Below are 25875 nucleotides of genomic sequence, written 5' to 3'. Positions count from 1 at the left end.
AGGGGCGGGGCGCCGGCCGGCGCCCCGCCCCTCTCGCCCGTCGTGGCCTCAGACGCGCACGCCGGCCTGGATCAGCTGAAGGTCGGCGGCGTTCGCCTCGGTGACCTTCCACAGTTCCCGCTGGCGCCCGTGCACATCGGCCACCGCCGCCGCGTGGTCGTCCAGCAGTCCGGCCGCCCGCTCCACCAGCCGCGCCCCGAGGTGCCGGTCGTGGACGGAGATGCCCCACTCGGGCCGCTCGATGTCGGCGAGGAAGTACGCCATCTTCGGGTGCGAGATCAGGCTGATGACGGGGGTGCCGCAGCCGAACGGGATCATGCCCGCGTGCCCGCGCATCCCGATGACCAGCCTGGTCCTGGCGTAGGTGTCCCGGATCTCGTCGTTGCCGAAGTCGTACATCGGGATCACGGGCAGCGCGATACCGTGCTCGCGCCGCAGGTCGAACGCGATCCGCTCGTCGTCCAGCGAGTGGGCCACGCACTTCACCTCGGCGTGCTCGCCCAGCCCCTTCACGGCGGTGGCCATCTCGGCGAGGAAGTGCCCGTAGTCGTGGCCGAAGCGGAGCCCGGAGCGGTCGTACGCGGCGTTGATCAGCACGGTGTCCTCGCGCCGCGCGGGATCGGTCCAGCCGTCCACCAGGTGCCGGGTGACGGTGGTCGGGCAGGGCTGGAAGCGGACCTTGTCGTGCAGCGAGGCCGGCAGCAGCTCGCGGACCTTGCGAATCGAGCCGTGGTTGCGGAGTCCGAAGAACGCGGAGCGCTCGACCAGCTTGCGCAGTGAGGAGAGGAAGCGTTCCCGGCCGTGGCCGTACGCCTGGCCGTCGAAGGCGTTGAAGCCGACCGCGTACACCATGACGGGTACGTCGATCCGCTCCAGCAGTTCGTCGGGGACGTTCCACTGCCAGCCGCTGTTGCCGTTCGGGGCGGTGTCCGGGATGAAGAGGCCGCCGCCGCCGATGACCAGTCCGCGGCGGGCGTTGACCCGTTCCAGCGCGGCCTCGTCGAACAGCCGGTGGGCGTGGACGGAGTGCCAGCGGGCCGGTCCTGTGTCGCGGCCGAAGGCGAGACGGACGCTCTCGGGGAGCAGCTTGTCCCCGGCGTTGCCCTGCCGGTCCATGTAGAAGGCGACGTGTGCGAGCTGGTCGGCGGCCGGTCCCTCGTCGGGGGTCTCCGCGTCTCTGGTGCGCTTGTACATCAGCCGGTTCGCCCGGTGGGTGGGGTCGACGCCGAGCCCTTCGATGGCGTACCGCGCCGCGCCGGTGTCGTCGCCGTGGATCCAGGCGATCTGGGCGAGGCGCGAGAAGGCGGTGGCGGCCCGGTTGGGGGCGGCGGCGGCCAGCAGGAGCTGGGCGCGGGCCTCCTCGTAGCGCGAGACGCTCATCAGGGCGTGGCCGAGCACCTCGTGCGGCCAGGCCTCGTCGACGGGGATCGGGACCGAGCCGAGGAGTTCGGCGGCCTCCTGGTACTCACCGGCGGCGATGTGCGCGGTGGCGACCCGGCGGGCGCTGTCGGGGTCGGCGGTGCGGCGGACGTGCGGGGTGCCGTAGTGCACCAGCAGGTCGTGGTGCTTGGCGCCGGGCAGGGCCAGGTAAGCGGCGTGGAACTCGGCGTCGGACAGCTCGGACTCGCGCCAGCGGTCCTCCGCGAGACCGTACCCGGCCTCGCCGCCCTGCCAGGGCTTGTGCCGGCCGGTGAAGTGCAGGATCGCGGTGGTTTCGGGCACCGGGAGGTCGCCGGAGAGCCGCCGCTTGACGTAGTTGTAGCGGGAGTCGAGCTGTACGAAGTCGCCGTCGAGCACGGCGTTCAGGATGCCCTGGTCGTGCTTGTCCAGCTCGTAGTCGCCGCTACGGCCGGCCTCGTCGATCCGTGCGCAGAACGCGTCGCTCAGGTACTCGCGCTGGATGACCAGCAGCCCGCTGTTGAGCTTGTGCTGCCCGTAGAAGAACTGCGGAACGGCGGCGAGTCCCTCGCGCAGCCGCAGCAGTTCGTCCAGCTCACCGAGGACCACCATGTCGGTGTCCAGGGTGATCACGGTGTCGTAGTCGCGCACCCGGAAGACGTCCAGGATGAAGTAGGCCTTGCGCACCAGGTAGTTGTCCTGGTCGCCCTTGGCGTACGTGTCGTAGTGCGCGGCGTCGACCCGGCGGAAGTCGACGCGGGGGTGCAGTTCCCGGATGCGGGCGACGGACGCGGGGCGCAGCCCGTCGTGCAGGACGATGAAGTCCTCGCAGACCGCCGGGTTGGACAGGGCCAGGCTGCGCAGCAGGGCGAGGAAGCCGGGCAGGTAGTTCTCGTCCACGAAGCTCGCGAAGGCGACCCGGCGCTTGCCGGTGAGCGCGTTGGCGGGCTGTGCGGGGGCTGCCTGCACGGGGGCGGGTGTCTCGGCGGGGAGTATCTCGGCGGGGGGCGTCGTCGTCATCGCAGTCGGATCCTCGTATCGGTGACGCTCTGGGCGCGTTCCATGACCCACGCCTTCTCGCTGGTGTACTCGTGCACGGAGGTGATCGGCATCTTCATCGCGGCGGGCAGCCGGTAGGCGCCGCTCTCGTAGAAGTCGAAGCCGATCAGGTCGAGTCGCGGGCTGACGTCCAGGTGGTCCAGCAGCCACAGCATGTTGAACCCGCTGGTGGGGATGGCCGGCCAGACGTCCGTGCCGACCTTGCCGATGTCGCGCAGCGGCCAGCGCAGCGACTCGTCCCCGAGGTACCGCTGGGCGCCCGGCACCAGCCGGTTGCGCAGCGAGTACTTCCAGTCGCCGGAGAGCCCGCCGAACACCAGCCGGGTGTGGACCTCTCGGTCCCAGTTGAAGCCGTGCTTGTGGATGGTGGCGTGGATGTCGGTACGGCTGCCGGTGGCGGCCGGGTCGATCCGGTACGAGTTGAAGCGGACGACCAGGTCGTACGCGTCGATCTCGGCGCCCATCGAACCGGCGCCGACCCGCTGGGAGTTGGCGATCAGGCAGATCGACCTGCCCGCGATGTGGTTGCGGAACTCCCCGAGCGTGACCCATTCGACCCCGCCGAAGGTGGGGTCGGCGACCGGGCCGCGCATCCGGCTCCGTCGCTGCCCGGCGTAGAGCGCGATCAGCTCCGTCAGGTGGCCGGTGCCGTCGCTGCCCGAGGCGGTACGGGGGGCGGCGCCGCTGCCCGGCGCCCCGGCCGCCTCCAGGGCGAGGCCGAGGTACTGGGCGAGGGCCTCCTGGATCTCCGGCACCGGCGCCCCGGACCGCTCCTGGGCCAGGAGTGCGCCGATCAGCCGGGACCGCGCCCGGTTCCGGTCCCCGCGCGCGTGCAGCGCCAGGCCCTCGGCCCAGGTGTCGGTGACCGGCTCTCCGGCGAAGCCCGCGGCCTCGGGGCAGTCCCGCTCCAGCATCCGCAGCAGTTCGCCCTGGCGCTCCGCCCCGGCCCGCAGCCCGGCCGTCCTCGCCGCGACCCCGAAGCCGTCGTCGTCGGTGAGGGCGAGGTAGCGCTCGTACGCCTGGACGGCGTCGGTCTCGGCGCCCATCGCCTCCAGGACGCGGGCCCGCAGCCGCCAGGCCGCGCGGGAGCGTGTGCGCTGGGTCAGCACGGTGTCCGTGACGAGGACCGCGAGCTTCAGCTCGTCCTCGTAACCGCAGTCCAGCGCCTTGTTGCCGACCGCGAGCAGCGGGTCGAGCAGCTGGTCGCCGAGGACCAGGGCGGTACCGGTGCCGCTCTTGGAGGTGCGCCGCAGCAGGGGCGCCGGGGAGGCGGCGGCGGGCGTCTGCTCCATGGTGGCGTGGGTGGCCAGCAGGTGGCGCAGGGCCTCCGCGAGCGCCGTGCGCCGCCGGTCGAGCCCGGCGACCAGCTTCCCGCTGTGGGCGGCGCAGGCGCGCAGGCAGGTCTCCAGCTCCGTCGGACGGACGGCGGCGAGGGACCCGGCGCCGTCCTCGGACGGGCCCGGCTCCTGCGCGTCACGCTGCCGTGGCCAGCGGGTGCGGGCTTTCGTCATGGCGCTCCAAAGCGTCTGATGCCCGTAGGGGAAGGGGCGTAGGGAGGAGGGACGGATGTTCGTCAACCGTTCGGGGTTCCACGGCACGCTAGGAAACCTGAACGGCCGCAGGATGAACTCGCCCTGTCGGCGGGGGAAACTGCTGCCTCCCGCCCGTTCCCGGCGCGTGCGGCGGGCCGGATGACCTGGCGGGGGCCGTCGTGTGAAGGGCGGCGGGCCATCAGGTGAACCACCCTTCCCCGCAAGGGATTTCACGATGTTCGATGACATATTCGACCCACCATGAGGACTCCGCCGATTCTCCGATCGCCGCGCGCCCCGGCCACCGCCCTGGCCGCCGTGCTCACCGTCGCCACCGTCTGCGCCGGCGACGCGGTGGCCCGCGGCTACCCCTTTGGCCCGCGCACCCGCAGCGTGAACGACCTGGGCAACCAGTTCGTACCGTTCCACGCCCACCTCTGGGACCTGCTGCACGGCAGGGCGGACGGCGGGCTCCTGCTGAACTGGCGGTCCGGCTTCGGCACCAGCTTCCTGCCCGACCTCGGTACGTATCTGAGCAGCCCGTTCGCCCTGCTCGTCGGGGTCTTCCCGAGGGACCGGATCGACCTGGCCGTCTACGTGGTCACGCTGGTGAAGACGGGCGTGGCGGCGGCGGCGATGACCTGGCTGCTCACCGCGTTGCGCCGGGGGCGCGGCCGGGAGTGGGCGGCGGCCGTGCTCGGCGCCTCGTACGCGCTGTGCGGCTGGTCGGTCGCCGAGGCCGCGTACAACCCGATGTGGCTGGACGGGCTGATCGCCTTCCCGCTGCTCTGCCTCGCCGGCGAGTGGGCGCGGACCGCGCGGCGGCCGGTCCTGGGAACGCTCCTGGTGACGCTCGCCTGGGTCTCCAACTTCTACACCGCGTACATGGCCACGCTCGGGGCCGCGCTGGTGCTGGTGGTACGGCTGCTGCTGGAGGACGGGACGTCACGGGAGCGGGTGCGGGGGCTGGTGCGCGCGGTGCGGACGGTGCTGCTCGGCATCGGGCTGGCCATGCCGGTCCTGCTGCCGGTCTTCCTCGGCACCGAGCACGCCTATCCGGGCTGGACCCGCGAGTTCGCCCCGGCCGCCTGGCCGGATGTCGCGGCCCGGCTGCTGCCGGCCACGTACGGCTTCTTCAGTCCGGCGGTCTTCCTCGGCACGGCCGCCCTGCTGCCGGCCTGCGCGCTGGCCTTCCACCGGGCCGTTCCGCGCGCCGAGCGGTGGGTGTGGCCGGGGCTGGTGGCGGTGGTCGCGCTGTCGATGCAGTGGGGGCCCACCCATCTGCTCTGGCACGCCTTCGCGACGCCGAACGGCAGCCCGTTCCGGCAGACGTTCGTGCTCAGCGGCCTCCTGGTGATCGCCGCCTGGACCTCGGTCGCCCGCGCCTGGCCGGACCGGCGGGCGCTGCTGGGCGGCGGCGGGGTGCTGCTGCTGATCGCGGCCTCGGCCGCGCCCAGCGCACTGGTCACCCGGTGGACGTATCCGCTGTTCGCCGCTGGCCTGGTGGCGGCGCTCTGCGCTCTCGCGCTGGTGCGCGGCGGCAGGTTCCTGGCGCTCGCGGCACTGCTGCTGGTCGGGGCGCAGGCCGGGCAGGCCGCCGCGACCACCGCGTACGCCGACCGGCAGCGGCTGAAGCAACTGGACGACTACGCGCCCTGGGGCGAGCGCCAGCGCCTCCAGGCCGACGCGGTGGCCCGCGCCGACGGCTGGCCGCGCTACCGCACCGATCCGGGCCGGGAACAGACCACCGCCAACGACCCGCTGGTCGTCGGCGGCCAGGGCGGGGCCTACTACAGCAGCCACACGCCCGACGTGACGACCCGCACCCTCCTCGCGCTGGGCGGCGGCTGGACCTCGCGCGGGCGCGCCGTGCAGAGCCTGGACAACCCGGTGACCGACGCGGTGTTCTCGGTCGGCGCCCGAGTCCATGTGCCGCGCGATCCGCATCAGGTCTGGAACCGCCCCGACGACCGGCCGGTGACCGTGACCCGGCAGGACGTCCCGCCGCTGGTGACGGTCCGGCCCTCCGGGTCCGGGGGTGCGGCTGTCTGGGGGCGTTCGCCGTTCCGCAACCAGGAGAGGCTGCTCGGCGCCTCGGTGTACACGTTGCCGGCGACCGCGCTGCGGTCGGCGGACGGCGTGGCCGCCGCGGACCGGAATGCGTCCGCGTACGAGGTGCGGCCCGGCACGTACACCCTGAGTGCGAGCTGTCCGGCCGGCAGCCGGGTGTTCCTGTGGGCGCCCGACCTGTTCGGCACCGCCCGGCTGGGGGCCGCCGGTGAACCGGCCGATCTGCGGGGCGACCTGCCCACGCGCCGGGCCGCGATGCTGCCGCTGGGTCCGGGCGCGGGCCGGATCGCCGTGACACTGCGGGCGGAGCGGGACGGGACCGTTCCGCACGAGGCCGTCGGCTGCCTGGATCCGGGGCGGCTGGCCTCGGCGGTGGCGGGGCTGAAGCGGACCGGCGCGACGCGGGTCACCGTCTCCGGCAGCGGGGTGCGCGCCGAACTCCCGCCGCACACCGAGGGAGTCGCGGTACTGGCCGCGCCCCGGATCGCGGGCTGGAGCTGCGACGGGCGTCCGGCCGGCTCGTATCTCGGCCTCGTCGCGGTGCCGGTCGGCAGTGGCCGGACGACGGTGGACTGTTCGTTCCGGCCGCCGGGGCTGCGGGCCGGGACGCTCGCCGGGGCCGCCGCGCTGGCGGGCCTGCTGGCCACGGCGTTCGCACCGGCGGCCGTGGCCCGCCTACGGCGGCGGCGCGCCCGCCCGTAGCCGCCTGCCGGCCGGGAGACCTCAGCGCACCCCGTACCGCGCCTCGACGCCCGCGACGATCAGCCGCAGGCCGTCCTCGAAGCGTTCGTCGTAGTTGGCGAAGATCTCGGCGCCGGCCGCCGCGGCGAGCGGGTAGCGGGCCAGCCGCTGCGCACGTTCACCGACGTCGAAACCCTCGCGCCGCTGGTCCGGCATCGGGCGGACGCCCTGCTCCTCGCTGACGAAGCCCATCGTGTACGAGTACGCGGTGGTGCCCGCCCGGACCGCCTGCCACAGCTCGAAGCCCGCGTCGACCATGGTGCGCAGATGGCCTTCGAGCCCGTCCGCGTGGTCGGTGCCGGTGAACTTCGCGCCCCCGTAGACCTTCGCCCCGTCGCGGTAGCGCAGCAGCCCGGCGCGCAGCCCGCTGTTGTACGCGACGAGCTGGTCCTGCCAGCGCTGCGGCGTCGGCCCCGGCAGGCCCTCGTCGAGCATCCGGCGGTACATCACCGTGGCCATCTCGTCGAGCAGCGCCTGCTTGTCCTTGAAGTGCCAGTAGAGAGCGGGCGCCTTGACATCCAGCTCCCTGGCGATGGCGCGCAGGCTGAGCCCGTCCAGGCCCACCTCGTTCAGCAGCCGCAGTGCCGTGTCGGCCACGCGGGACCGGTCGATCTTCGTCGTACCCACCTCGTCAAGTTAACAGCCCCCACCTTGACAACTTAACAGCGTTAAGCGCAGACTCCGGACCATGGAACTTAACAGCGTTAAGGAACCCGGCGTTCTCATCGTCGGCGCCGGCCCCTCCGGTCTCGCCCTCGCCTGCGACCTGGCCCGCCGGGGCGTGCCCGCCCTCCTCGTGGAGCAGGCACCCACGCTCTTCCCCGGCTCGCGCGGCAAGGGCATCCAGCCCCGCACCCGGGAGGTCCTGGACGATCTCGGGGTCGGTGACGCGGTCCGCGAGCACGGCGGTCCGGCGCCGGTCGGGATGGCCTGGCAGAACGGCGAGCGGACGGGCGAGCACCGCATGTTCCGGGTGGCGGCCGCGACGGACGCCGAGCCGTACGGGGAGCCGTGGATGATGCCGCAGTGGCGGACCCAGGAGATCCTGCTGACCCGGCTGCGCGAACTGGGCGGCGACGTCACGTTCTCGACCGCGCTGACCGGCCTTGGCCAGGACGCCGACGGGGTCACCGCCCAGCTGTCCACCGGCCCGGTCCGCGCCTCCTACCTGGTCGCGGCGGACGGCGGGCGCTCCACGGTGCGGCGGGCGCTGGGCATCGCGATGACCGGCGAGACGGTGGACCCGGCACCGATGCTGGTGGCCGACGTACGGGTCGCCGAGGACGCGCTCGACCGGCTCAACTGGCACATGCTGAACACCGACTCCGGGTTCATCACCCTCTGCCCGCTGCCCGGCACGGCGGACTTCCAGCTGGTCGCCCAGTACAAGGACGGCGAGCCCGACACCTCGGCGGACGGGGTGCGCGCGGTCGTCGCGGAACGCACCCACCTGGACGCCGAGGACGTCACCGAGGTGCTCTGGGCCTCCGACTTCCGGCCGCGCGCCGCGCTGGCCGACCGGTTCCGCGAGGGGCGGGTCTTCCTGGCCGGGGACGCCGCCCACATCCACTCCCCCGCGGGCGGGCAAGGTCTCAACACGAGCGTGCAGGACGCGTACAACCTCGGCTGGAAGCTCGGCCAGGTGCTGAACCACGCAGCGCCCGCCGCCCTGCTCGACACCTACGAACAGGAGCGCCGCCCGGTCGCCGCCGAGGTGCTCGGCCTGTCCACCCGTATCCACCGCGGACAGCAGGAACGCGGCGCCGCCACCCAGCAGTTGGGCCTCGGCTACCGCGGCGGCCCGCTGTCGGCGGGCCGGGCGGGCGTACTGGAGGCCGGCGACCGGGCCCCCGACGGGCCCACCGGCGACCGGCGGCTGTTCGACGTGTTCCGGGGTCCGCACTTCACGCTGCTGGCGGTGGGCACCGACGCGGAGCTGCCGGAGTTCACCGGCGCGGCGGTCCGGGTGCACCGCACGGAGACGTACAAGGCGTACGGCAAGGGGCTGTTCCTGGTCCGGCCGGACGGCTACATCGGCTGGGCGGGCGAGAACACCGACGGCCTCGCCGCGTACCTCGCGCCGATGGGCCTTGACCTCAAGCGCGGTTGAGCTCCTACGTTCGTCGTCATGGACCACTCGATGAACGGCTCGATGAACGACTCGACGAACCACTCGATGAACGACTCAACGGACTACTCACACGACGACGAAGGGCTCGCCAAGCAGCCGATCGGCTACTGGAGCTGGGCCGCACACACCGCGACCGTGGGCCACATCCGGTCCGCCCTGGCCGAGCACGGCCTGACGCAGCCCCGCTGGTGGGTACTGAACCAGCTGGCCGACGCCGACGAAACGGGCCGCCCCCGGGCGGAGGTCGTCACCATGCTCCGCGGTTACCTCGGTGTCGGGGACGGCCTGGAACCCGAGATCGACACCCTGATCGACCAGGCCCTCATCACTCAGGACGCCGGCACCCGGCTGCGGCTGACCTCCTCGGGCCACGAGCTGCGCACCCGGGCGTACGCAGGCGTCACGCGGGCGAGCGAGGAGATCCACGACGGCATCCCGCCCGAGGAGTTCGTCCGCACCCTCAAGGTGCTCCAGCGCATGATCCACAACGTCGGCGGCGAGGCCTGGCACCACTGACGTGGCGCTTGCCGGCCCGCCCGGTCACACGTTGCTGAGCGAGAGTTTCGCGGCGAAGCCGAGGAACAGCACGCCCGCCGCCGAAGTGGCTCCCGCCGAGAGCCGCTTACGGCGGCGGAACACGGCGGACAGCCGGGTGCCGCCGAAGATCAGCGCCGTCAGGTAAAGGAAGCTGGCGGCCTGGAGCAGGGTGCCCAGCAGCAGGAAGGAGAGCGCCGGGTAGGCGTACCCCGGATCGACGAACTGCACGAAGAACGAGATCAGGAACAGGATCGCCTTCGGGTTGAACAGACTGACCACCAGCGCCCGGCGGTACGGCCGCTCCATGCTGCCGGCGGCCTCGCCCCCGTCCGCCGTCTCGCCCGTCAGCTCGGCCACCCGCCGGTGCCGCTCGCGCCACATGGACACCGCGGCCCGCAGCATCCCGAAGGCCAGCCAGGTCAGATAGCCCGCACCGGCGAACTTCACCACGGCGAAGAGCACCGGCGTCGTCCGCAGCAGCGACGAGGCCCCCAGCGCGGACAGCGTCATCAGCACGGTGTCCCCGGTCCACACTCCGGCGGCGGCCACATAACCGGTGCGCACCCCGCGCCGGGCGGCGACGGACAGCACGTACAGCGAATTCGGCCCCGGCAGCAGAACGATCAGCACGAGGCCGGCGAGATAGGTCGGAAGGTCGGTGACACCCAGCATGAGACGGAGTGTCGCACGCGGATACGACACTCCGGGGGCGGATTTCAGGTCATTGGACGACGTTCTCCGTCAGTCCTCGTCGCAGCGACCCTCAGCCCGCCCCATGTGGTCTCAGCCCGCGCCATGTGATCTCAGCACGCGCCATGTGGTCTCAGCTCACCAGATCCGCGAAGGCGATGATGTTGTCCGGCCGGTGACCGCCGCGCAGCTCTCCGCCGCAGGTGATCAGCCGGAGCTCGGGGCCGGCCGTGTTTCCGTAGACGTCGTCGGTCGGGAAGGCGCCCTTGTCGACCTGCTGGAGTCTCCGTACGGCGAACACCGCGTCGGATCCGTCGGCCCTCGTGACGGTGATCCGGTCGCCGACCCGGATCTTCGCGACGTTCTTCAGTACGGCCGGGCCCTCGGCGGTGTCGAAGTGGCCGATGAGTACGGCGGGGCCGGTCTCCCCCGGGGTGACACCCTTGGTGTACCAGCCGATGCGGTCCGCCTGGGCCACGGTCGGGACCTCGACGGTGCCGTCGGCGGCCAGCCCCAGGCTCAGGACCGGCCCCGTGTCGACGCCGGCCGAGGGGATGCGGACCCGGACCGGCTCGGAGGCCGGCATCGGGGTGGCGGCGCCGGACTCAACGGCCGGAGCCGACGGGGCCGGTGAGGTGGCGATGTGAGCGGGCGGAGTGGCGGGGGCGTCGTCGGAGGCGCAGCCCGTCAGTACGGCCATGGCGGCGAGGGTGAAGGCGACGAGCGAGGCCGCCACGGGACGGCGCGCGAGCGGTGTGTTCATACGGGACTCCCGGCAGGCAGAACGGGGAGGGGCAGCCGCAGTGCGCGACTGCCCCTCCCCCGACGTGTGACGACCGTGTCCGACCGGTTCAGCGGCCGGCCGCTGCCGTGCGGCGGCGCAGGGCGACGAAGCCGACGCCCGCCGCGCCCACCGCTGCCGCCGCCCCGCCGGCCGCGATCAGAACGGGGTGGCCGCCGCCCTGCTCCAGCTCCGCACCGGCCGCGACGCTGCCCTTCGGGACGACCGAGGTCTGGGAGGAGTGCGTGTCCTTGCCGTCGCCCGTCCCCGACCCCGTGCCGTACAGGAAGCTGCATCCCTTGGGCAGCTTCGGGAAGTCGGTGTAGCCCGCCGGGTTTCCGCCGCCCTGCATGTTGAACTTCAAGCGCGGGGCGGTGCTGTTCGGGTTGATGATCTCGCCGACGAATCCGGCGCTCGCGGGCAGCTTCGGGTGCAGGCGGTCGAGCGGGCCGACGTCGAGGATGGTGCCGTACCCCGCGTCCTTGAAGAAGACGGACGGCCCCGAAGGACTGATGGTGAGCACGGCCCCGGTGCCGCCTCCGACGCTCGTCGTGACGGAGACGGTGCACTTCCCGGAGTACACCGGTCCCTCGCCGCCGCCGCCGTTCACCGAGGTGATGCGGCCGTCCGCGTAGAGCGTGACGGAGATCCCGCGGTAGGTCCTGGTGTCCCTGGAGACGTAACCCGGACCCGCGGTGAGGGCGCCGAGCGGGCCGCTGTGCTCAAGGATGACGGCGGTGTAGTAGACGTGCGCGTCGCCGTGCTTGTACACCCTGGCGGTCAGCCCGCCCTTGAGCACGTCCTTGTGGACCAGGGTGCCGTCGTCGGTGTACTCGTCCCCCTCGGGCGCGGAGGTGGTCGGTGCCGGACTCGCCGGTGCCGAGGTGGTCGGTGCCGGACTGCTCGGGGCCGGACTCGCCGGCGCCGAGGTGGTCGGTGCCGGGGTTACCGGTACCGAAGTCGCCGGGGCCGGACTGCTGGGGGCCGGGCTGCTCGGGGTGGTGTCGGCGAAGGCGCCGGCGGCCGGTAGGAGTACGCCGCCGGCGAGGGCTGCCGTGGCGATGGCGGACCGCAGTGCGATGCGGCGGTGTGCGGTACGACGGTGTGCGGTACGACGGTGTGCGGTACGGAAAGACATGAACGACTCCGTGGAGAAAGGGCCTTGTGGGCCGGGTGGCGTGGGGGAGTCGCATGCCGCTTCCTCTGTGGGTGGGGCCGTGAGGTAGGGCGGGCTGCTTCTACGAATGTAGGCAGCCCACGCGGCGGAGTCGTCCACTCCCTGTAACGGAACTGTGACAGAGCCTCCCCGATCCGCCTCTTCGCCCGGACGTCTTCCGATGCGGGCGAGGCCCTCCCCCGCCTCAGAAGACGTCCGACGGCTCGTACGCCCCCCACACCTCACGGAGCGCGTCGCAGACCTCGCCCACGGTGGCGCGGGCCCTCAGCGCCTCCTTCATCGGGTACAGCACGTTGTCCGTGCCCCGCGCCGCTTCCCGCAGCGCGGCCAGGGCCGTGTCCACCGCACCCCGGTCCCGTCCGGCACGGAGCGCCGCCAGCCGGGCCGCCTGCCGGGCCTCGATCGCCGGGTCGACGCGGAGCGGCTCGTACGGCTCCTCCTCGTCGAGCCGGAAGCGGTTGACGCCGACGACGACCCGCTCGGCGCTGTCCGTCTCCAGGGCGATGCGGTAGGCGCTGCGCTCGATCTCGCTCTTCTGGAAGCCGCGCTCGATCGCGCTGACGGCGCCGCCCATGTCCTCGACCCTGAGCATCAGCTCCAGGGCCGCGGCCTCGACGTCGTCCGTCATCCGTTCGACGGCGTAGGAGCCCGCGAACGGGTCGACGGTGGCCGTCACGTCCGTCTCGTACGCCAGGACCTGCTGGGTGCGCAGCGCGAGCCGGGCCGACTTGTCGGTGGGCAGCGCGATGGCCTCGTCGAAGGAGTTGGTGTGCAGGGACTGGGTGCCACCCAGGACGGCGGCCAGGCCCTGCACGGCGACGCGCACCAGGTTGACCTCGGGCTGCTGGGCGGTGAGCTGGACGCCCGCGGTCTGGGTGTGGAAGCGCAGCATCAGCGACTTCGGGTTCTTGGCGCCGAACTCCTCCTTCATCACCTTCGCCCAGATCCGGCGGGCGGCACGGAACTTGGCGACCTCCTCCAGGATCGTCGTACGGGCGACGAAGAAAAAGGACAGCCGGGGCCCGAAGTCGTCGACGTCCATACCGGCCGCGACTGCGGTACGGACGTACTCGATGCCGTCCGCGAGAGTGAAGGCGATCTCCTGCGCGGGCGAGGCCCCGGCCTCCGCCATGTGGTAGCCGGAGATCGAGATCGTGTTCCACTTCGGCATCTCGGCCCGGCAGTAGCCGAAGATGTCGGCGGTCAGCCGCAGCGAGGGGCCCGGCGGAAAGATGTACGTGCCGCGGGCGATGTACTCCTTGAGCACATCGTTCTGCACGGTGCCGGTCAGCTGCCGCCCGGACACCCCCTGCTCCTCGGCCACCAGCTGGTACATCAGCAGGAGCAGGGCGGCCGGGGAGTTGATCGTCATCGAGGTGGAGACCCGGTCCAGCGGGATCCCGTCGAACAGCACCCGCATGTCGTCGACCGAGTCGACGGCCACGCCGACCTTGCCGACCTCGCCGGACGCGAGGGCCGCGTCGGAGTCGTGGCCCATCTGGGTGGGCAGGTCGAAGGCGACGGACAGGCCGGTGGTGCCGTTGGCGATGAGCTGCTTGTACCGGGCGTTGGACTCGGCGGCCGTGCCGAAGCCCGCGTACTGGCGCATCGTCCACGGGCGGCCGGTGTACATCGACGGGTACACGCCGCGGGTGAACGGGTAGCCGCCCGGCTCCCCCAGTCTCTCCGCGGGGTCCCAGCCGTCGAGCGCGTCCGGCCCGTAGACCGGCTCGATGGGCAGTCCCGACTCCGACTCGCGCGTCATCCGCTCCGCCTCCCGCTGGTCACCGATGCGGAACCTGGGGCCGTAGGGCCGGTCTGACGACAGGCTCTACGGTGCCCGCTAACGATTTCCCCATCATCCGCAGGATTCGGCAACCGGGCGGAGCGGGAATCCGTCCCATGGGATACCGGAGACCCGAGGGGGCCGAGATGATACGCACCAGAAGGACCGGGCGCGGCCACGCGCCCAGGCGCGGCAGGGGAGCCGCGGCGGCGACCGCGGCCGTCGCCGTACTCGCGCTGACCGCGGTGACCGCCGGGTGCGAGCCGCAGGCGGCGGGCAGCACGCCGGCCGCTCCGGCGCCCGCGCCGACGAGCGGCACGCCCACCGACGACGCCAAGCCCGGCACGGACAAGCCGGGGACGGCGACGGCGACGCCGCCCGCGAGCGCGGAGCCGAGCACGAAACCGAGCACGAAACCGAGCGCGAAGCCGAGCGCACCGCCGAAGTCCGCGCCCGCGCCCGACCCGCAGGGCAAGGTGCTGATGGCGAGCGGCGCGCAGGGCGAGCAGGTGCGCGAGCTCCAGGCCCGGCTGCGCCAGATCGGCCACTTCGACCGCAGCCCCACGGGCTACTACGGCACCGTCACGGTCGCCTCCGTGCAGTCGTTCCAGGGCAAGCGCGGGCTGTCCCGTACGGGGAAGGCGGACACGCTCACCTGGCAGAAGCTGCTCGGCATGACGCACGAGCCGACGGCGGCGGAGCTGAACCCGCCGACCACCCGTCCGGTCGCGAAGCCGGACAAGCGCTGTATGACGGGCCGGGTGATCTGCATCAGCAAGAACAGCCGGTCGCTGTCCTGGATGATCGACGGCAAGGTCCTCTCGTCGATGGATGTGCGGTTCGGCTCGCAGTACACGCCGACCCGCGAGGGCACCTTCTCCGTCTACTGGAAGTCCCGGCACCACGTGTCGACGCTCTACGACTCCCCGATGCCGTACGCGATGTTCTTCAGCGGCGGCCAAGCGGTGCACTACTCGTCGGACTTCGCGGCCCGCGGCTACAACGGCGCCTCGCACGGCTGCGTCAACGTCCGGGACGAGGGGAAGATCGCCTCACTGTTCGCCCAGGTCCACAACGGCGACAAGGTCGTCGTCTACAGCTGAGCACCGGGCGGGGCCGGAGGACCGGGGGTGTGAGGGGCGCGGGCGGGACCGGGGGAACGTGTCCCGCCCGCGCCATTTGCGCCGAGCCGTAGGTACGGGGGGAACCCCGGCTCAGGGCGCTGCCGATGACCAGTCGGCTCACTCTGTACTGCGTCCGTGCCCCGAAAAACGTCACACCGGGTGGCGGACGGGGTCAGCGGGCCGCGACGGGAGTGCCCGGCGCTGCCGTCTGCGAGGCGGTGGCGTCGGCCACGGGCTCGTGTCCCGGGTCCGGTCCGGGGCCGGTTGCCGGGTCGGACACCGGCTCCGTTACCGGGTCGGTTCCGGCGAAGGCGGTCGACGGCTGCGGGGACACCGGGGTGAACCCGATCGACGGGAGGGAGCCGGAACCGCCGGGCGGCGAGTCGCCGTCCGAATCGCCGCCGTCGCCGTTCTGGCTGTTGCCCTGGTCATTGCCCTGGTTGCCGCCGGCCTTGTCGAGCATCCGGTCGCAGAACCGGTCCAGGTTGCGGGCGCCCTTGGCCAACGCTTCGAGGCGGCGTCTGCGGTCGTCGTCGAGCTTGCCGTCTTGGTAGTCGCGGCAGGCCTTCAGGGTCTTGGCGTACCAGGCGCCCGATGTGTCGTCGGGGGAGGTGTCGGGCTTCCCGGCACCGTCACCGTCCGTGCCCCCGGCGCTGTCCGAGGAACCGTTGGCCGGGCCGTCGTGCGGTCCGGTTCCGGTCTCACCGTCGGTGGCGGGGGCGGTGGGGCCGCTGCTGCCGGGGCCGGCGGTGCTCTTTCCGCCGGGGCCGGCCGAGTCCGGGGTTTCCGGTGGCACGCTCTCCGTACTCGCTGAGCCGGACGGCGGCTCGGGCGTCCCGTCGTCGGTGGTGAGGCCGGAGCCGAGCTCCTCGGGCGAGGCGGCGGCCGACACCGAGGTCGCCGGCGAGGGGGCGTGCCGGCCGAAGGGGCCGGGCAGCACCCCGGTCCCGGCGGCCACCGCCACCCCGCCGATCGCGCAGCACGCGAGGGAGGCGACCAGACCGAAGCGGATGGGCCGGCTCCAGTGCGACGGGCGGGCGCCACGGAAACCCGCGGAGCCGGACCCGCTGCCGGAGACGGCCCGGCCTATGTGCACGGGTGCGAGCATCCCGGTCTCGCCTGTCCCGTCCAGCCCGGCGGCGGTCCCCCGGCCCGCCCGCGCGGACGCGGAGCGGGTACCGGACGCGGAGCGGGAAGAGGCGCGGGGGGCGGCGCGGAAGGCGGCCAACGCGGCGGCCTCGCCCGGAAGTTCACCGGTGGCCGGACGGGCGGACCGGGCCGCGGCGTCCAGCGCGGCCGCGAGCCTCTCGGCCTCCTGTTCCGACTGGCCGTCGGCAGGATCGACCGGTTCGCCGCGGAGCAATCTCTCCGCCGCTTCCTTGTCAAGCCATTCGTACTGCTCGTCGGCCATCACATGTCCTTCTGCGTCCACAGACGCGAATGCGTCACACCGGCGGGCGCCACCAGCCCGGTGTGGGAGGGGCGCTGCGCGGGCACGGCGCCGAGTTCCGCCGTCCGGCCCGCCGCGCTGCCCTGCGGGGACTGTGCGGGGGCCGACGCGTCAACCGGCCCCCTGGGGACACCGACCCCGCCGGCCGGGGCGCCGCCGTGCGGACGGCCGTCCTCCGCGTGGTCCGCGGCCGCCGGACCTCCGCCGGCCCCCGGATACCCCGTGCCGCCGGGGCTACCGGTACCGCCGGGACTGCCCCCGCCGTCCGCACTACCCACGCTCTCCGCACTCTCCGCGCTGTCCGCCCGCAGCAGTTCGGCGAGCCGCTTCAGCCCGCGGTGGGAGGCGGTGCGTACCGCGCCCGGCCGCTTGCCCAGCGTCAGCGCCGCGCTCTTCGCGTCGAGACCGACCACCACGCGCAGCACCACGGCCTCGGCCTGGTCCTGCGGCAGCTGGGCGATGAGCGACATGGTGCGGCCGGTGGCCAGAGCCTCGATCGCCTCGGCGGCGGTGTCGGACTCGGCGGGCTTCTCGGACAGTTCCGTCTCGTCGCCGCCGGCCGAGGGCCGTCTGCCGCGCATCCGCAGATGATCCAGGGCACGGTTACGCGCTATCCGCGCCGCCCAGCCCCGGAACCGGTCCGCGTCACCGCTGAACCGGTCCAGGTCACGCGCTATCTGGAGCCAGGACTCGGACGCCACGTCCTCGGCGTCCGGCTCCCCCACCAGCGTCCTTATGTAGCCCAGCAACCGCGGCTGCACAGCGCGGTACACAGTACGGAAGGCGTCCTCGTCCCCGTCCTGTGCCGCGAGCACCGCGGCAGTAAGCCCCGCGTCGTCCCCCAGCACTCCCTCAACCTGCCCTGCTGTCCTGAATCGCAGCTGGTCACCACTGCCGCGCCACCCTGCGCGACTCAGCACGCTACGTCCTTCGCGGGCATCACGTCCATGACTTGTACAACCCGCAACATTCTGCGTCCGGCCCACGGTGTGACAGAAAACGCAGTCACGACGCTGAGATGAGTACGGGGTCGTCCTGCGGCCCCGCGGAAGACGACCGGGGCCTCTCCTGTGGGGGGTGGCGGCCCCGGTCGTCGTTCCACTTACCCCTCCGACCAGGCGAAACGTGGGCGGTCGGACCGCTGGATGACCAGCGCGGCGCGCACCAGGCCGGCGGCGGCTTCGACTTTTAGTGCCCCTTGGCGAGGTAGTAGGTATCCCGTACGTCAGGGTCCGATGTCAGGAAGAACAGTTGAAGTTCTCCCTTCTTGCCCCTGGTGACACCGATGTACCACACCGCCTTTTCTGGCGGCGGTTGCGTGCGGGACGCGGCATCGTCCGGGTCAAGCTCCGCTTCCGCCACCGGACTTTCAGTAGCAGAATTCCCCTTTCTCGCGCCGGCGTCCGGGCTCGCTCTGAGCTGGATTACCGATCCATTACCCACGGTGTTCCCACCCCGATACGCCCCGGGATTCAGGAGACGCCAGGATCCTGGACCCGACATGCGCCAGGAATCGTCGAATTCAAACTCCTGACCGTCAAGCTTTCCCACAACCGCGCGGGATTCAGGCTTCAAGGTCAGGGAACTGCCCTTCCAACCTGTCCATGTGCCGTAGAGATCGGCCGCAGCCACCTCGACAGGGGGCGGTGGCGGATCGGTGCGGCTATCCACGCAGGAGCTGAGAACCAGTACCCCGGTACACGCCACCGCGAGACCGGTCAGTGCGCGTCTCATCACCCGGGCTCCGGCATCAGCATCTGCTCGGTCCGGCGGAAGGTCATCTTCAATTCCTCAACCTCGGCGTTTCAGTTGGGCGAGCTGGGACGATGAACCTTGTCGAGGGGTTCTGTCGGTCCACCCTTCACGGCGTTCTGCTTGTTCCTGCCGGAGATGAAGCGACCCCGGTCCTTGCGACCGACGGCTGGCCGGCGGACACGGATCTCGGTGCCGTCGATGATGCCGGTCTTCCCCGTCGCGCCCAGATGGTCAACGACGTCGGCCAGGGTTCGCAGCCGCACGTCGGGCTGATGGTGCATCCCCGCTCGGCGAGCAGGGGCCGCACCTCTCCGATGGCCCGGGTGACAGTCGAGCGGTCCACACCGAACCAGCAGGCCAGCACGTCATGCGTAACCTCGTGGCGAAGGTGCACGAGCGTGGCCAGGAGCCGGTCGACGAAGACCATGCGGTGCTTCGCGCCTGCGCCCAACCGTGCACGAGCTCGTCAGGACGGACGGCACGGCGGCTCGTACGGTTTGTCGGGCAGGTAGTGCTTCCACTCCTGCCGGGTGATGGGATCGCCCGCCGAGTCGCAGAGGTCGGCGATGACCCGTTCCGGGTTGGTGTCCCATATCTCGACGCCCGCGGATGCCCTGACGATGGCGAGGAATTCGCCGTCCGGGCTGAACTGGAGCGCGTAGAAATCGGTGGCGCGCGATGAGCCGGGCAGGTAGGAGTATCGTCTGGGATCCTTCGGATCGGTCAGGTCCCAGATCTCGGGACGTTCGTCGGCAAGGACGGCTTTCGTCGCGGTCAGGGCGAGGCGGGTTCCGTCAGGGCTGAAGGCGATCGGGCTGCCATAAATGCCCACGGTGATGCGGGACAACTCCTCGGTGAGCCGGTGTCCCTCGACGCGCCACAGCCTCAGCGTCCCCCCATTGTCGTAGACGGCGAGCAGCTTGCCGTCCGGCCGGAACGCGACGTACACCGAGTCGATTCCGGTCTCGACGGGGCGTGCCCACCGCTTCTCGGGATGTGCCGGGTCGGTGAGGTCCCAGCTCTCCAACTCGTCCGGGGGCTGGGGATCGTCCGGGTCAGCGAAGGGGGAAGCGGTGAAGAGGAGCGACTCTCCGTCCGGGGAGAAGTCGAGCTTTGTGGTCGTCGCGTGGATTCGGGCGATCTGCCGCGGGCGTTTGGGGTTCGCGATGTCGTAGAGCCGTACGACTGGTTTCTTGTGGTTGTTGTCTCTGAAGCCGTTCATGTCGGACACGGCCAGGACGGGCTCGGTGGGACTGAAGGCGATCGCCGCCGCACCGTTGTCCAACTCGTCGATGGTGGCCAGTGGTGCGCTTTTCGAGGGCGCCGAGGTGCTGCGCAGCCGCAGACCGACGTTCTCCTGCTTCTTGCCCTTCTTGTCGACCTCACCGCCCTCGTACACTTCCACGTCGGCGAGGAGGCGTCCGTCCGGGCTGAGGGCGATGTCCCCGCCGGTGAACATGTCGGGAGAGCGGGTCGCCGCCAAGAGTGTGGCCGAGTCCGGCATCTCTGTCACGTCCCACAAGTAGTTCACGCCCACTCCTTGAAGGGCGATCAGTTGCTTCTTGCCGGCCAACCGGTAGTCGAACTGGCCTCCGGTTCCAGGCGTCGCTGGAAGGAATGCCTCGGCACCTGGTTGGGCAGAGTTGTTGACGTAGAAAACGCGCACGCCGTGGTCGGTGGCCTGCAACAGTCTGCGGGGCTTGGCGGGGTCGAACAGGACCATCCCCACCTCGTCGCCGCTTTTCTGGCCGCCGCCCGAAGCCCCGGACAGAAGTGAGCCGGGAACTAGGGACTTCTGGTAGATCCACACTCGCCAGGTGCTGCCGCAGGTCCCGGCGACGTAGTCGCGGATCGGGTTGAACGCTAGGGAATTCAGGCCCTCGTAGCAGGAGGTGGATGTGTCGATCGTCGAGTCGTCCTTCTTCTTTTCCATCCTTCGGGGCTTGTCGGGCGCGTCCAACTGCCACAGCCCGAGCTCGTCCCCATTCTTCACGGCGAGCGGAGCCGCGAGCATCCGTCCGGTGGGGTTGAAGGCCACCCGGTGCAGCGGTCTGGGGTTTATGAGAATGCTGCGGCCGTACGACGCCCCCTTGAGCACGGCGACGCGCTCGGGGCGCCCGGAGTCGGCCGCCCTCCAGAGCTGGATTCGGCCGTCGTCGCTCATGCTGGCGAGCAGGTCACGTTGGGGGGACACTGCCAGGGAGTCGATCCGCGCCGAATGTGCCCGGAGTGTGGGCAGTGGTCTCGGTGCGGCCTGGTCGCCGATGTCCCAGACACGGATCTCACCGGTCGTCAGACCGCCGTACAGGGTCTTGCCGTTCGTGCTGAGGGCGAGCGCGTGGACAGCGTGGTCCAGCTGGGGCGCGGCGGTCTGCCTCGGGTGGGCGGGATCCGATATGTCCCACAGCTGCACCCGCGCCGTTTTCGGCCGGCGCTTGTCGTAGGTGACTGCGGAGAGTGTCCGGCCGTCCCGGCTGATCGTGACCGGGCCGATCACGCCCGATCCGATCCGCGCGGAGCCGCCCGGGAAGCGCAGCTCGATCCCGTCTTCAACGGAGATTGCGAGGATGCGGCCGTCACCGCTGTAGGCGAGGTCTTGGGCAGGCTCCTCTGCATTGATCACACCGGGCGTGCGCCGGCTGTTGAGTAGCGCCCCGCGCCCCGCGTCCTTGTTCATCCGGTACGAGACCAGGCTGAGCTGCTTGGCCAGACCGGGCTGCTGGTCGCGGAGGTCCTCGGATTCGGCGGCAAGGTATCGGGCCAGGTCTCGTTCACTCGCCCGCTCGGCCCGCCGCTGGAAGACGACGGAACCGATCAGCCCGGATGTGGCGAGCACGACCAGCGCCATGAGGAACGCCACCGCGATTCGGACCCGGCGCACACCTCGGCGCTCCTGCTGCCAAGAGGCGTCCACGAACTCGGCGAGCACAGAGTCCGGTTCGACGGCGCTTACCGGTGACGACTCGGCGCGTTCCCGTACGGCGACCAGCCTGCTCCCCCGGTACAGCAACGAGGACTCCCTCCCGGCCTTCTCCCACGACCGGGCATCGGCGGCGAGTTGCTGGCGGGCGCGTAGCCAGTCCCGGTCCGCGTCGACCCACTCCGTCAGCCGGGGCCAGGCGCGCAGCAGCGCCTCGTGGCTGATGCGCGCGGAGTCGTGGTCGAGCGTGAGTAGGCGGGCCCCGGTGAACCGGGCGATGGCCTGCTGTGCGGCCGCTGTGTCAGGCAGCCCATGCAGAAGCGCGGAGCGGTCCACCGGCTGAGCCGTGTCGGCGGAGTCCTCTCCTACGCGCACCAGCCGGGGCAGCATGAGCCGTGCGGCTTCCCGACCCCGCAGGTCGAGCCCGTCGTACGTGTCGTCGGCGGTGGTCTTGATCGCCTCCGCGATACCGCCGGCGGCACGGTACTGGGCGACGGTGAGCCGCGATCCGGCGCGGCGCAGCCAGGTCGCCCACAGGACATGGGACAGCAGCGGCAGTGCCCCCGCGGCCGGCTGCCGGTCTGCTGTCGCGCCGAACTCGTGCAGGATCACGTCGGCGAGGCCGTCGTCGAGGACCAGCCCCGCGGCGGCGGCTGGTCCCTCGATAGCGGCGTGGAGTTCGTCGGCCGTCATCGGCTCGACCAACAGCTGAGTGTCGCGCAGAGCGGCGAGCAGTTCGGGGTGCGCGGCCGCCTGACCGTAGAAGTCCGCCCGGAGCGCGAGCACCACCAGCGCCCCCGGCCGGCACCCGCCCGAGGGCCGGGCCAGGGCAGTTACCGCCCGCAGGAACGCGGTGCGCTCCGACGGGTCCGTGCACAGCGTGAACAGTTCCTCCAGCTGGTCGACAACGACGATCAGCCTCTGCTCCGGCCGGTCGGCCAGCAGCCGTTCGGCCAGCTCGGCCGCGCGGTCGGGATCCTCCCGCATCAGATCGACGGACTCGGCGCTGGTGTCGAACCGAGCTGCCAGCCGCCGCAGCGGGCTTCTGCCGGGGGTGAGGCGCAGGGAGAGCCAGGAGGTGGTGCCGAGCAAGCCCCGCTCACGCAGTCCGGCCAAGAGACCGGAGCTGAGCAGAGAGGTCTTTCCCGAACCGGACGGGCCCACCAGAACCAGCGGGCCCGGCTCATCCGCCGCGGCCATCTCCGTCAGCGCGGCGAACACCCGCTCCGTCATACCGTCACGCCCGAAGAACACGTCGGCGTCGTCCACCCCGAAGGCATCCAAACCCAGATACGGGCAGCGGCCGGGCGCGGGCTCCGCTTCCTCTGGAGGCCCCGCCTGCGTTGGCACCGCCGGGTTCGGTGCGATGACGAGGTGTCCCGAGCGGTCCCCGGCCTGACGCCGGGGCAGCGGCCCCTGCCGGTCACTCATCGCCCGGAAAACCCCGTCGAACACGGCATCAAGGGTCAGCGGCTGGAGCCCGCGCGGGTCGCCGTGCGTCAGCAGCTCGATGAGCGCACCGGTGAACGCGGTGTGCACGGCGTGGGGAGGCGCGAGAGCCAGTTGTTCAGCGGACCCCATGAGGTACATGCCGTGCGCGGGCGTCATGGTGAACGCAGGCAGGGACGGGCTGCCGCTCAAGGAGACCCGCCCGGAGAAGCAGCAGTCGAGTACGACGACAACGGACGACGCCCGGCTCGCCTCCAGTGCCTGGCGCAGCGAGGAGAACGACAGTGCCTGGTGCTCGGCCATCCCGGGGGTGAGGCGGTCGGTGCTGGTCGCCGCCAGGTACAGCTCCCCGTCCGGGCCGAGCAGACCATGCCCGATGAAGTAGACCAGCAGCACGGTGTCCGCTCGCTGCGCCTCCTCGGTGACGGCCCGCGCCATGGTCTGCGCGTCGGCCGGGTCGAGTAGCGGGCGCAGGTGGTCGGGCCGCACCCCACAGCGTTCGATCAAGGCGGTGCGCAGATCCTGGCAGGAGGTGGAGACTGCGGGCACCGACGTCAGCAGGGGGCCCTCGTGCGTGGCGGTCGCGATCAGCAGGACCCGGACGCCCGCGCCGGACAGGTCCGTCATGGCAGCTCGCGACGCTCGGGCCCGCCTGTGTCCCCTTGTTGTCGGCTCAGCAGATCGGCGACTTCGGCCACTTGCTGCTGCAGGGCGTCAGCGTCGAGACCGGATACCCGCTTCGCGGTCAGCTCCAGCGAACTGCGGTCCGGGAGCGTCACCTTGATTTGTACATCACCCCGGCGGGTGCGCAGCCAGGCGATGAGACCGGTAGCGAACGCGCTCGCCGCACCGGCCGGGCCGAGTGCGACCGACAGGGCGTCCAGCACCGGGCCCAGCGTGCCGGTCTTCGGCGGCCGCTCCACGCTGTCGACCCGCCCCCGCAACTCCTGAGAATCGGCTAACCATTTCCGTAGGGAGCGGAGTTCGTCTCCTCCGTCGGGGCTTTCTGCGATCACCGTGACGTCCATGGCTCCCCCGTTCTCACCGCATGAGATACGCGGCTGTCAATTGCGACTCCTGAGGTTAGCGATGTCCGCCGCTGCGAAAAAGACCGCACCCGGACGGGCGGTTCATGGTCCGGATCGCGTGATGGGGTGGCAGTTACGCGCCGGGTCATGACAATGAGCTCAATGGATCTCCGGGCGGTTGGCTGAGATGCCCTGGATCAGTTATCCGGATCGGCACCGCCTGTCAGGACGGCGAGGCGAGGGTCTGTACGACTCGCTGTACAGACGCGACAAGGGAATCGGACCTACGCTCTAGCCTCGGCGTTTCAGTTGGGACCGTCCGGATCATGGCCGGCAACGCGAAAGTGCCTTCCGAGCTGGGACGATGACCCTTGTCGAGGGGTTCTGTCGGTCCAGGTGGAAGGCACTTTCTGCGTGCAGGGCATCGGTTCTCGTCCCAGGCCGCATGTCTCCGCCGATGGTACGGGGATGGTCGGGCATGCCGAGGCACGGTTACTGGCTGATCGCGCCGATGTCACCGGGCTGACCAGCGCGTACTCCACCATGTTGAGACCCCTTCGGCCACGCGGCACCGGCCATGCCCCGGGCCGGCTCGCGACCGACCTCGCAGTGATACTCACTGACGGCGGCGAGACCATCACGGACCCGGCCGTCCTGCGCGACCAGGGCGACCAGGGCGAGGTGCTCGGCCCGGTCGCCTCGACACCGACTACCTGGCGGATGCCGGCCGGCGTCGACGAACGCATACTGGCCGGCCTGCGCTCGGCCCGCGCCCAGGCACGGGATGTGGCCCGGCTGCAGGCATCTGAGAACCGCTGCGGCATACCGGCGGCGAAAGCCGGCGGACAGGAACTGCCCGGCCTGGTCCTGGACATCGACACCACGCTGATCACCTGCCACGCCGAGAAGGAGGCGGCCGCGCCCACCTGCAAAGGCGGCTTCGGCTTCCATCCTATGGTGTGTTTCCCGGCCAACTGTCTGAGTACTCCTGGAAGCTGGCGTAAACGACCGGCGAAGGCGAGGGGAGTCCTTCCCTGCGCCCTCAGCGATGAGCTTCCGACCGGGAGCAACCCCCCTCGGCGACAGCGAAGGTTGGCCGAGGGGGTGGGATGAACCGTCCCACCCCCTCGGCCACTTGTACTTCGGCGTTGAACTCCACCACGTCAGTAGCGTGGCATGTTCGGGATCGCCTTCTCCGCGAGCTCGATGAGTGCCTCCACCTTCGCCAAGTCGGCTGCAACCTCCTCCGGCGTCACGGAGGGCGCTTCCGAGGACCGGTACTCGACTTCATTGCGCCGGGCTCGCATGCGGTTGAAGGGGCGCAGCATGGACCCGAGCGGCGGGTCGAGCTGAGCGCGCACGGCCTCGTAGATGACGGTATGGCCACCACGGCTGGTCGCACGCAGCCCCTGGTTCTGCAATACCGCGGCCAGCGCTCTGCGCGCGGCGTCATAGGCCAGTGTGTACGCGCCCTCCGGGTCCGTCGCTGCCAGCTGTCTCGCGGATCCGACATGCGTATGCGCCCGGATCAGTTCCGCCTCGGCGGCCTGCCGGGAAGCGGGCACGCGTTCAAGCCCACCACTGTCGACGAGCGCGTCGACCGTCGAGCGCCCTTGATTCCAGCGCGTCACGACGCCTCCTGGCCAAGGTTCAGTTGAACCAGCGGGCGTTCGCGCACGCTGGTGAGAAACGGATCATCCGTGCGGGCCTCCCACGCCTCCACGGAAACCCGATGGACGTTGACCTCCCGCCCCAGCCGCCGGGATGCCTCCTCAGCAAGGTCGAAGAGCGCGTCGGCATCGGGATCGCCCACAATGAGGACGTCGACATCAGCCGGCGGCGGCCCAGGCTCGCCGTTGTACCTAGCAGCCCAGGAACCGTAGACATAGGCCCGATGCACGCCCTCGAATCCCACCAGTGCGTCGGTGAGCAAGGGCATGGGGCCGAAGGAGACGGCCATGAGATCGCTCAGCGGACGGTACAGCGGGGTGTCCGTTCGAGCCTTGACGAGGCGACTGCGGCCCACTCGCCGGTCGCTCAGGATGCCACCGCCGGTCAACCGGTCCACCTCGCGCAGGACAGTTGTGGGAGTCACTCCGATGTCGTCGGCGAGCTCAGTGATGCTGTACTCGCGCTCCGGGTGCAGCAGCACGAGGGCGAGGAGCTCACCCTGCATACGCGATCGGAGGATGGGGAGCAGACCAGGCGACACTTTCATTGGGCGCAGCATATCAAGCGCCCAACGAA

At 71.2% G+C, this 25875-nt stretch carries 19 protein-coding genes and 1 pseudogene; 5 read left to right on the top strand and 15 right to left on the bottom strand.

Going from position 1 to position 25875, the window contains the following annotated elements:
- Positions 1–48: 48 nt before the first annotated feature.
- Together ACZ6S6_RS29335 and ACZ6S6_RS29330 are read right to left on the bottom strand one after the other, a co-directional pair.
- Entirely contained in the window at positions 49–2418 is a 2370-nt protein-coding gene (locus ACZ6S6_RS29335; RefSeq protein WP_469707665.1) for a glycosyltransferase, read from the bottom strand.
- Entirely contained in the window at positions 2415–3968 is a 1554-nt protein-coding gene (locus tag ACZ6S6_RS29330) for a MalT transcriptional regulator family protein (protein ID WP_469707663.1), read from the bottom strand. Before ACZ6S6_RS29330 ends, ACZ6S6_RS29335 begins: the two co-directional genes overlap by 4 nt.
- 282 nt (positions 3969–4250) lie before the next feature.
- On the opposite strand from ACZ6S6_RS29330, the gene ACZ6S6_RS29325 reads away from it, so the two are divergent.
- The gene (locus ACZ6S6_RS29325; RefSeq protein ID WP_469707660.1) at positions 4251–6761 is read left to right on the top strand and encodes a YfhO family protein; all 2511 of its coding nucleotides are present in this window, start codon (positions 4251–4253) and stop codon (positions 6759–6761) included.
- Between the two features lie 21 nt (positions 6762–6782).
- Here ACZ6S6_RS29325 and ACZ6S6_RS29320 read toward each other — a convergent pair whose 3' ends face one another.
- A complete protein-coding gene (locus tag ACZ6S6_RS29320; RefSeq protein ID WP_469707658.1) occupies positions 6783–7427 on the bottom strand; it encodes a TetR/AcrR family transcriptional regulator C-terminal domain-containing protein in 645 nt (214 codons plus the stop codon).
- A 61-nt stretch (positions 7428–7488) separates the two neighbouring features.
- Between ACZ6S6_RS29320 and ACZ6S6_RS29315 the strand changes: the two genes are divergently transcribed.
- The gene (locus ACZ6S6_RS29315; protein WP_469707655.1) at positions 7489–8910 is read left to right on the top strand and encodes an FAD-dependent monooxygenase; all 1422 of its coding nucleotides are present in this window, start codon (positions 7489–7491) and stop codon (positions 8908–8910) included.
- 66 nt (positions 8911–8976) lie between these two features.
- A complete protein-coding gene (locus ACZ6S6_RS29310; protein WP_469707884.1) occupies positions 8977–9447 on the top strand; it encodes a MarR family winged helix-turn-helix transcriptional regulator in 471 nt (156 codons plus the stop codon).
- Between the two features lie 24 nt (positions 9448–9471).
- On the opposite strand, the gene leuE is transcribed toward ACZ6S6_RS29310, so the two are convergent.
- The 4 genes from leuE to ACZ6S6_RS29290 form a co-directional block, all read right to left on the bottom strand.
- Positions 9472–10140, bottom strand: a complete 669-nt coding sequence (leuE, locus tag ACZ6S6_RS29305) for a leucine efflux protein LeuE (RefSeq protein WP_469707653.1) — start codon at positions 10138–10140, stop codon at positions 9472–9474.
- Between the two features lie 151 nt (positions 10141–10291).
- Complete coding sequence (locus ACZ6S6_RS29300; RefSeq protein WP_362954029.1) at positions 10292–10921, bottom strand: class F sortase; 630 nt, start codon at positions 10919–10921, stop codon at positions 10292–10294.
- 88 nt (positions 10922–11009) lie between these two features.
- A complete protein-coding gene (locus ACZ6S6_RS29295; RefSeq protein ID WP_469707651.1) occupies positions 11010–12077 on the bottom strand; it encodes a hypothetical protein in 1068 nt (355 codons plus the stop codon).
- 223 nt (positions 12078–12300) lie between these two features.
- Positions 12301–13881, bottom strand: coding sequence for an acyl-CoA mutase large subunit family protein (locus ACZ6S6_RS29290; protein ID WP_469707649.1), 1581 nt, complete (start codon positions 13879–13881; stop codon positions 12301–12303).
- A gap of 167 nt (positions 13882–14048) precedes the next feature.
- On the opposite strand from ACZ6S6_RS29290, the gene ACZ6S6_RS29285 reads away from it, so the two are divergent.
- Positions 14049–15005: a L,D-transpeptidase family protein gene (locus ACZ6S6_RS29285; protein WP_469707647.1), complete on the top strand. Its 957-nt coding sequence runs from the start codon at positions 14049–14051 to the stop codon at positions 15003–15005.
- 193 nt (positions 15006–15198) lie between these two features.
- Here the strand turns inward: ACZ6S6_RS29285 and ACZ6S6_RS29280 are convergent, their stop codons facing one another.
- The 6 genes and pseudogenes from ACZ6S6_RS29280 to ACZ6S6_RS29255 all read right to left on the bottom strand — a co-directional run bounded on the left by ACZ6S6_RS29280 (position 15199) and on the right by ACZ6S6_RS29255 (position 23628).
- Positions 15199–16437, bottom strand: coding sequence for a hypothetical protein (locus ACZ6S6_RS29280; RefSeq protein ID WP_469707645.1), 1239 nt, complete (start codon positions 16435–16437; stop codon positions 15199–15201).
- Complete coding sequence (locus ACZ6S6_RS29275; protein ID WP_362954210.1) at positions 16437–17324, bottom strand: RNA polymerase sigma factor; 888 nt, start codon at positions 17322–17324, stop codon at positions 16437–16439. Before ACZ6S6_RS29275 ends, ACZ6S6_RS29280 begins: the two co-directional genes overlap by 1 nt.
- A 340-nt stretch (positions 17325–17664) precedes the next feature.
- Entirely contained in the window at positions 17665–18210 is a 546-nt protein-coding gene (locus ACZ6S6_RS29270; protein ID WP_362954039.1) for a hypothetical protein, read from the bottom strand.
- Positions 18211–18335: 125 nt separating this feature from the next.
- Positions 18336–18697 (bottom strand): annotated as a pseudogene (locus ACZ6S6_RS29265) (helix-turn-helix domain-containing protein); the annotation flags it as partial.
- A complete protein-coding gene (locus ACZ6S6_RS29260) occupies positions 18698–23227 on the bottom strand; it encodes a caspase, EACC1-associated type (protein WP_469707641.1) in 4530 nt (1509 codons plus the stop codon).
- Positions 23224–23628 (bottom strand): effector-associated constant component EACC1, encoded by a 405-nt coding sequence (locus ACZ6S6_RS29255; RefSeq protein WP_362954042.1) that lies wholly within the window; start codon positions 23626–23628, stop codon positions 23224–23226. Before ACZ6S6_RS29255 ends, ACZ6S6_RS29260 begins: the two co-directional genes overlap by 4 nt.
- A 396-nt stretch (positions 23629–24024) precedes the next feature.
- Here ACZ6S6_RS29255 and ACZ6S6_RS29250 point away from each other — a divergent pair, with 396 nt between their 5' ends.
- Entirely contained in the window at positions 24025–24741 is a 717-nt protein-coding gene (locus ACZ6S6_RS29250) for a transposase (RefSeq protein ID WP_469707639.1), read from the top strand.
- Positions 24742–24791: 50 nt separating this feature from the next.
- Here ACZ6S6_RS29250 and ACZ6S6_RS29245 read toward each other — a convergent pair whose 3' ends face one another.
- Positions 24792–25259, bottom strand: coding sequence for a hypothetical protein (locus ACZ6S6_RS29245; RefSeq protein WP_362954044.1), 468 nt, complete (start codon positions 25257–25259; stop codon positions 24792–24794).
- The gene (locus ACZ6S6_RS29240; protein WP_362954046.1) at positions 25256–25846 is read right to left on the bottom strand and encodes an ArsR family transcriptional regulator; all 591 of its coding nucleotides are present in this window, start codon (positions 25844–25846) and stop codon (positions 25256–25258) included. The genes ACZ6S6_RS29245 and ACZ6S6_RS29240 overlap by 4 nt, the downstream gene beginning before the upstream one ends.
- Positions 25847–25875: the final 29 nt, after the last annotated feature.

The sequence above is a fragment of the Streptomyces sp. NPDC048671 genome (assembly GCF_055587045.1).
The sequence above is the reverse complement of the archived record's forward strand: the minus strand, read 5'-3'. Positions and strand labels throughout refer to the sequence as shown.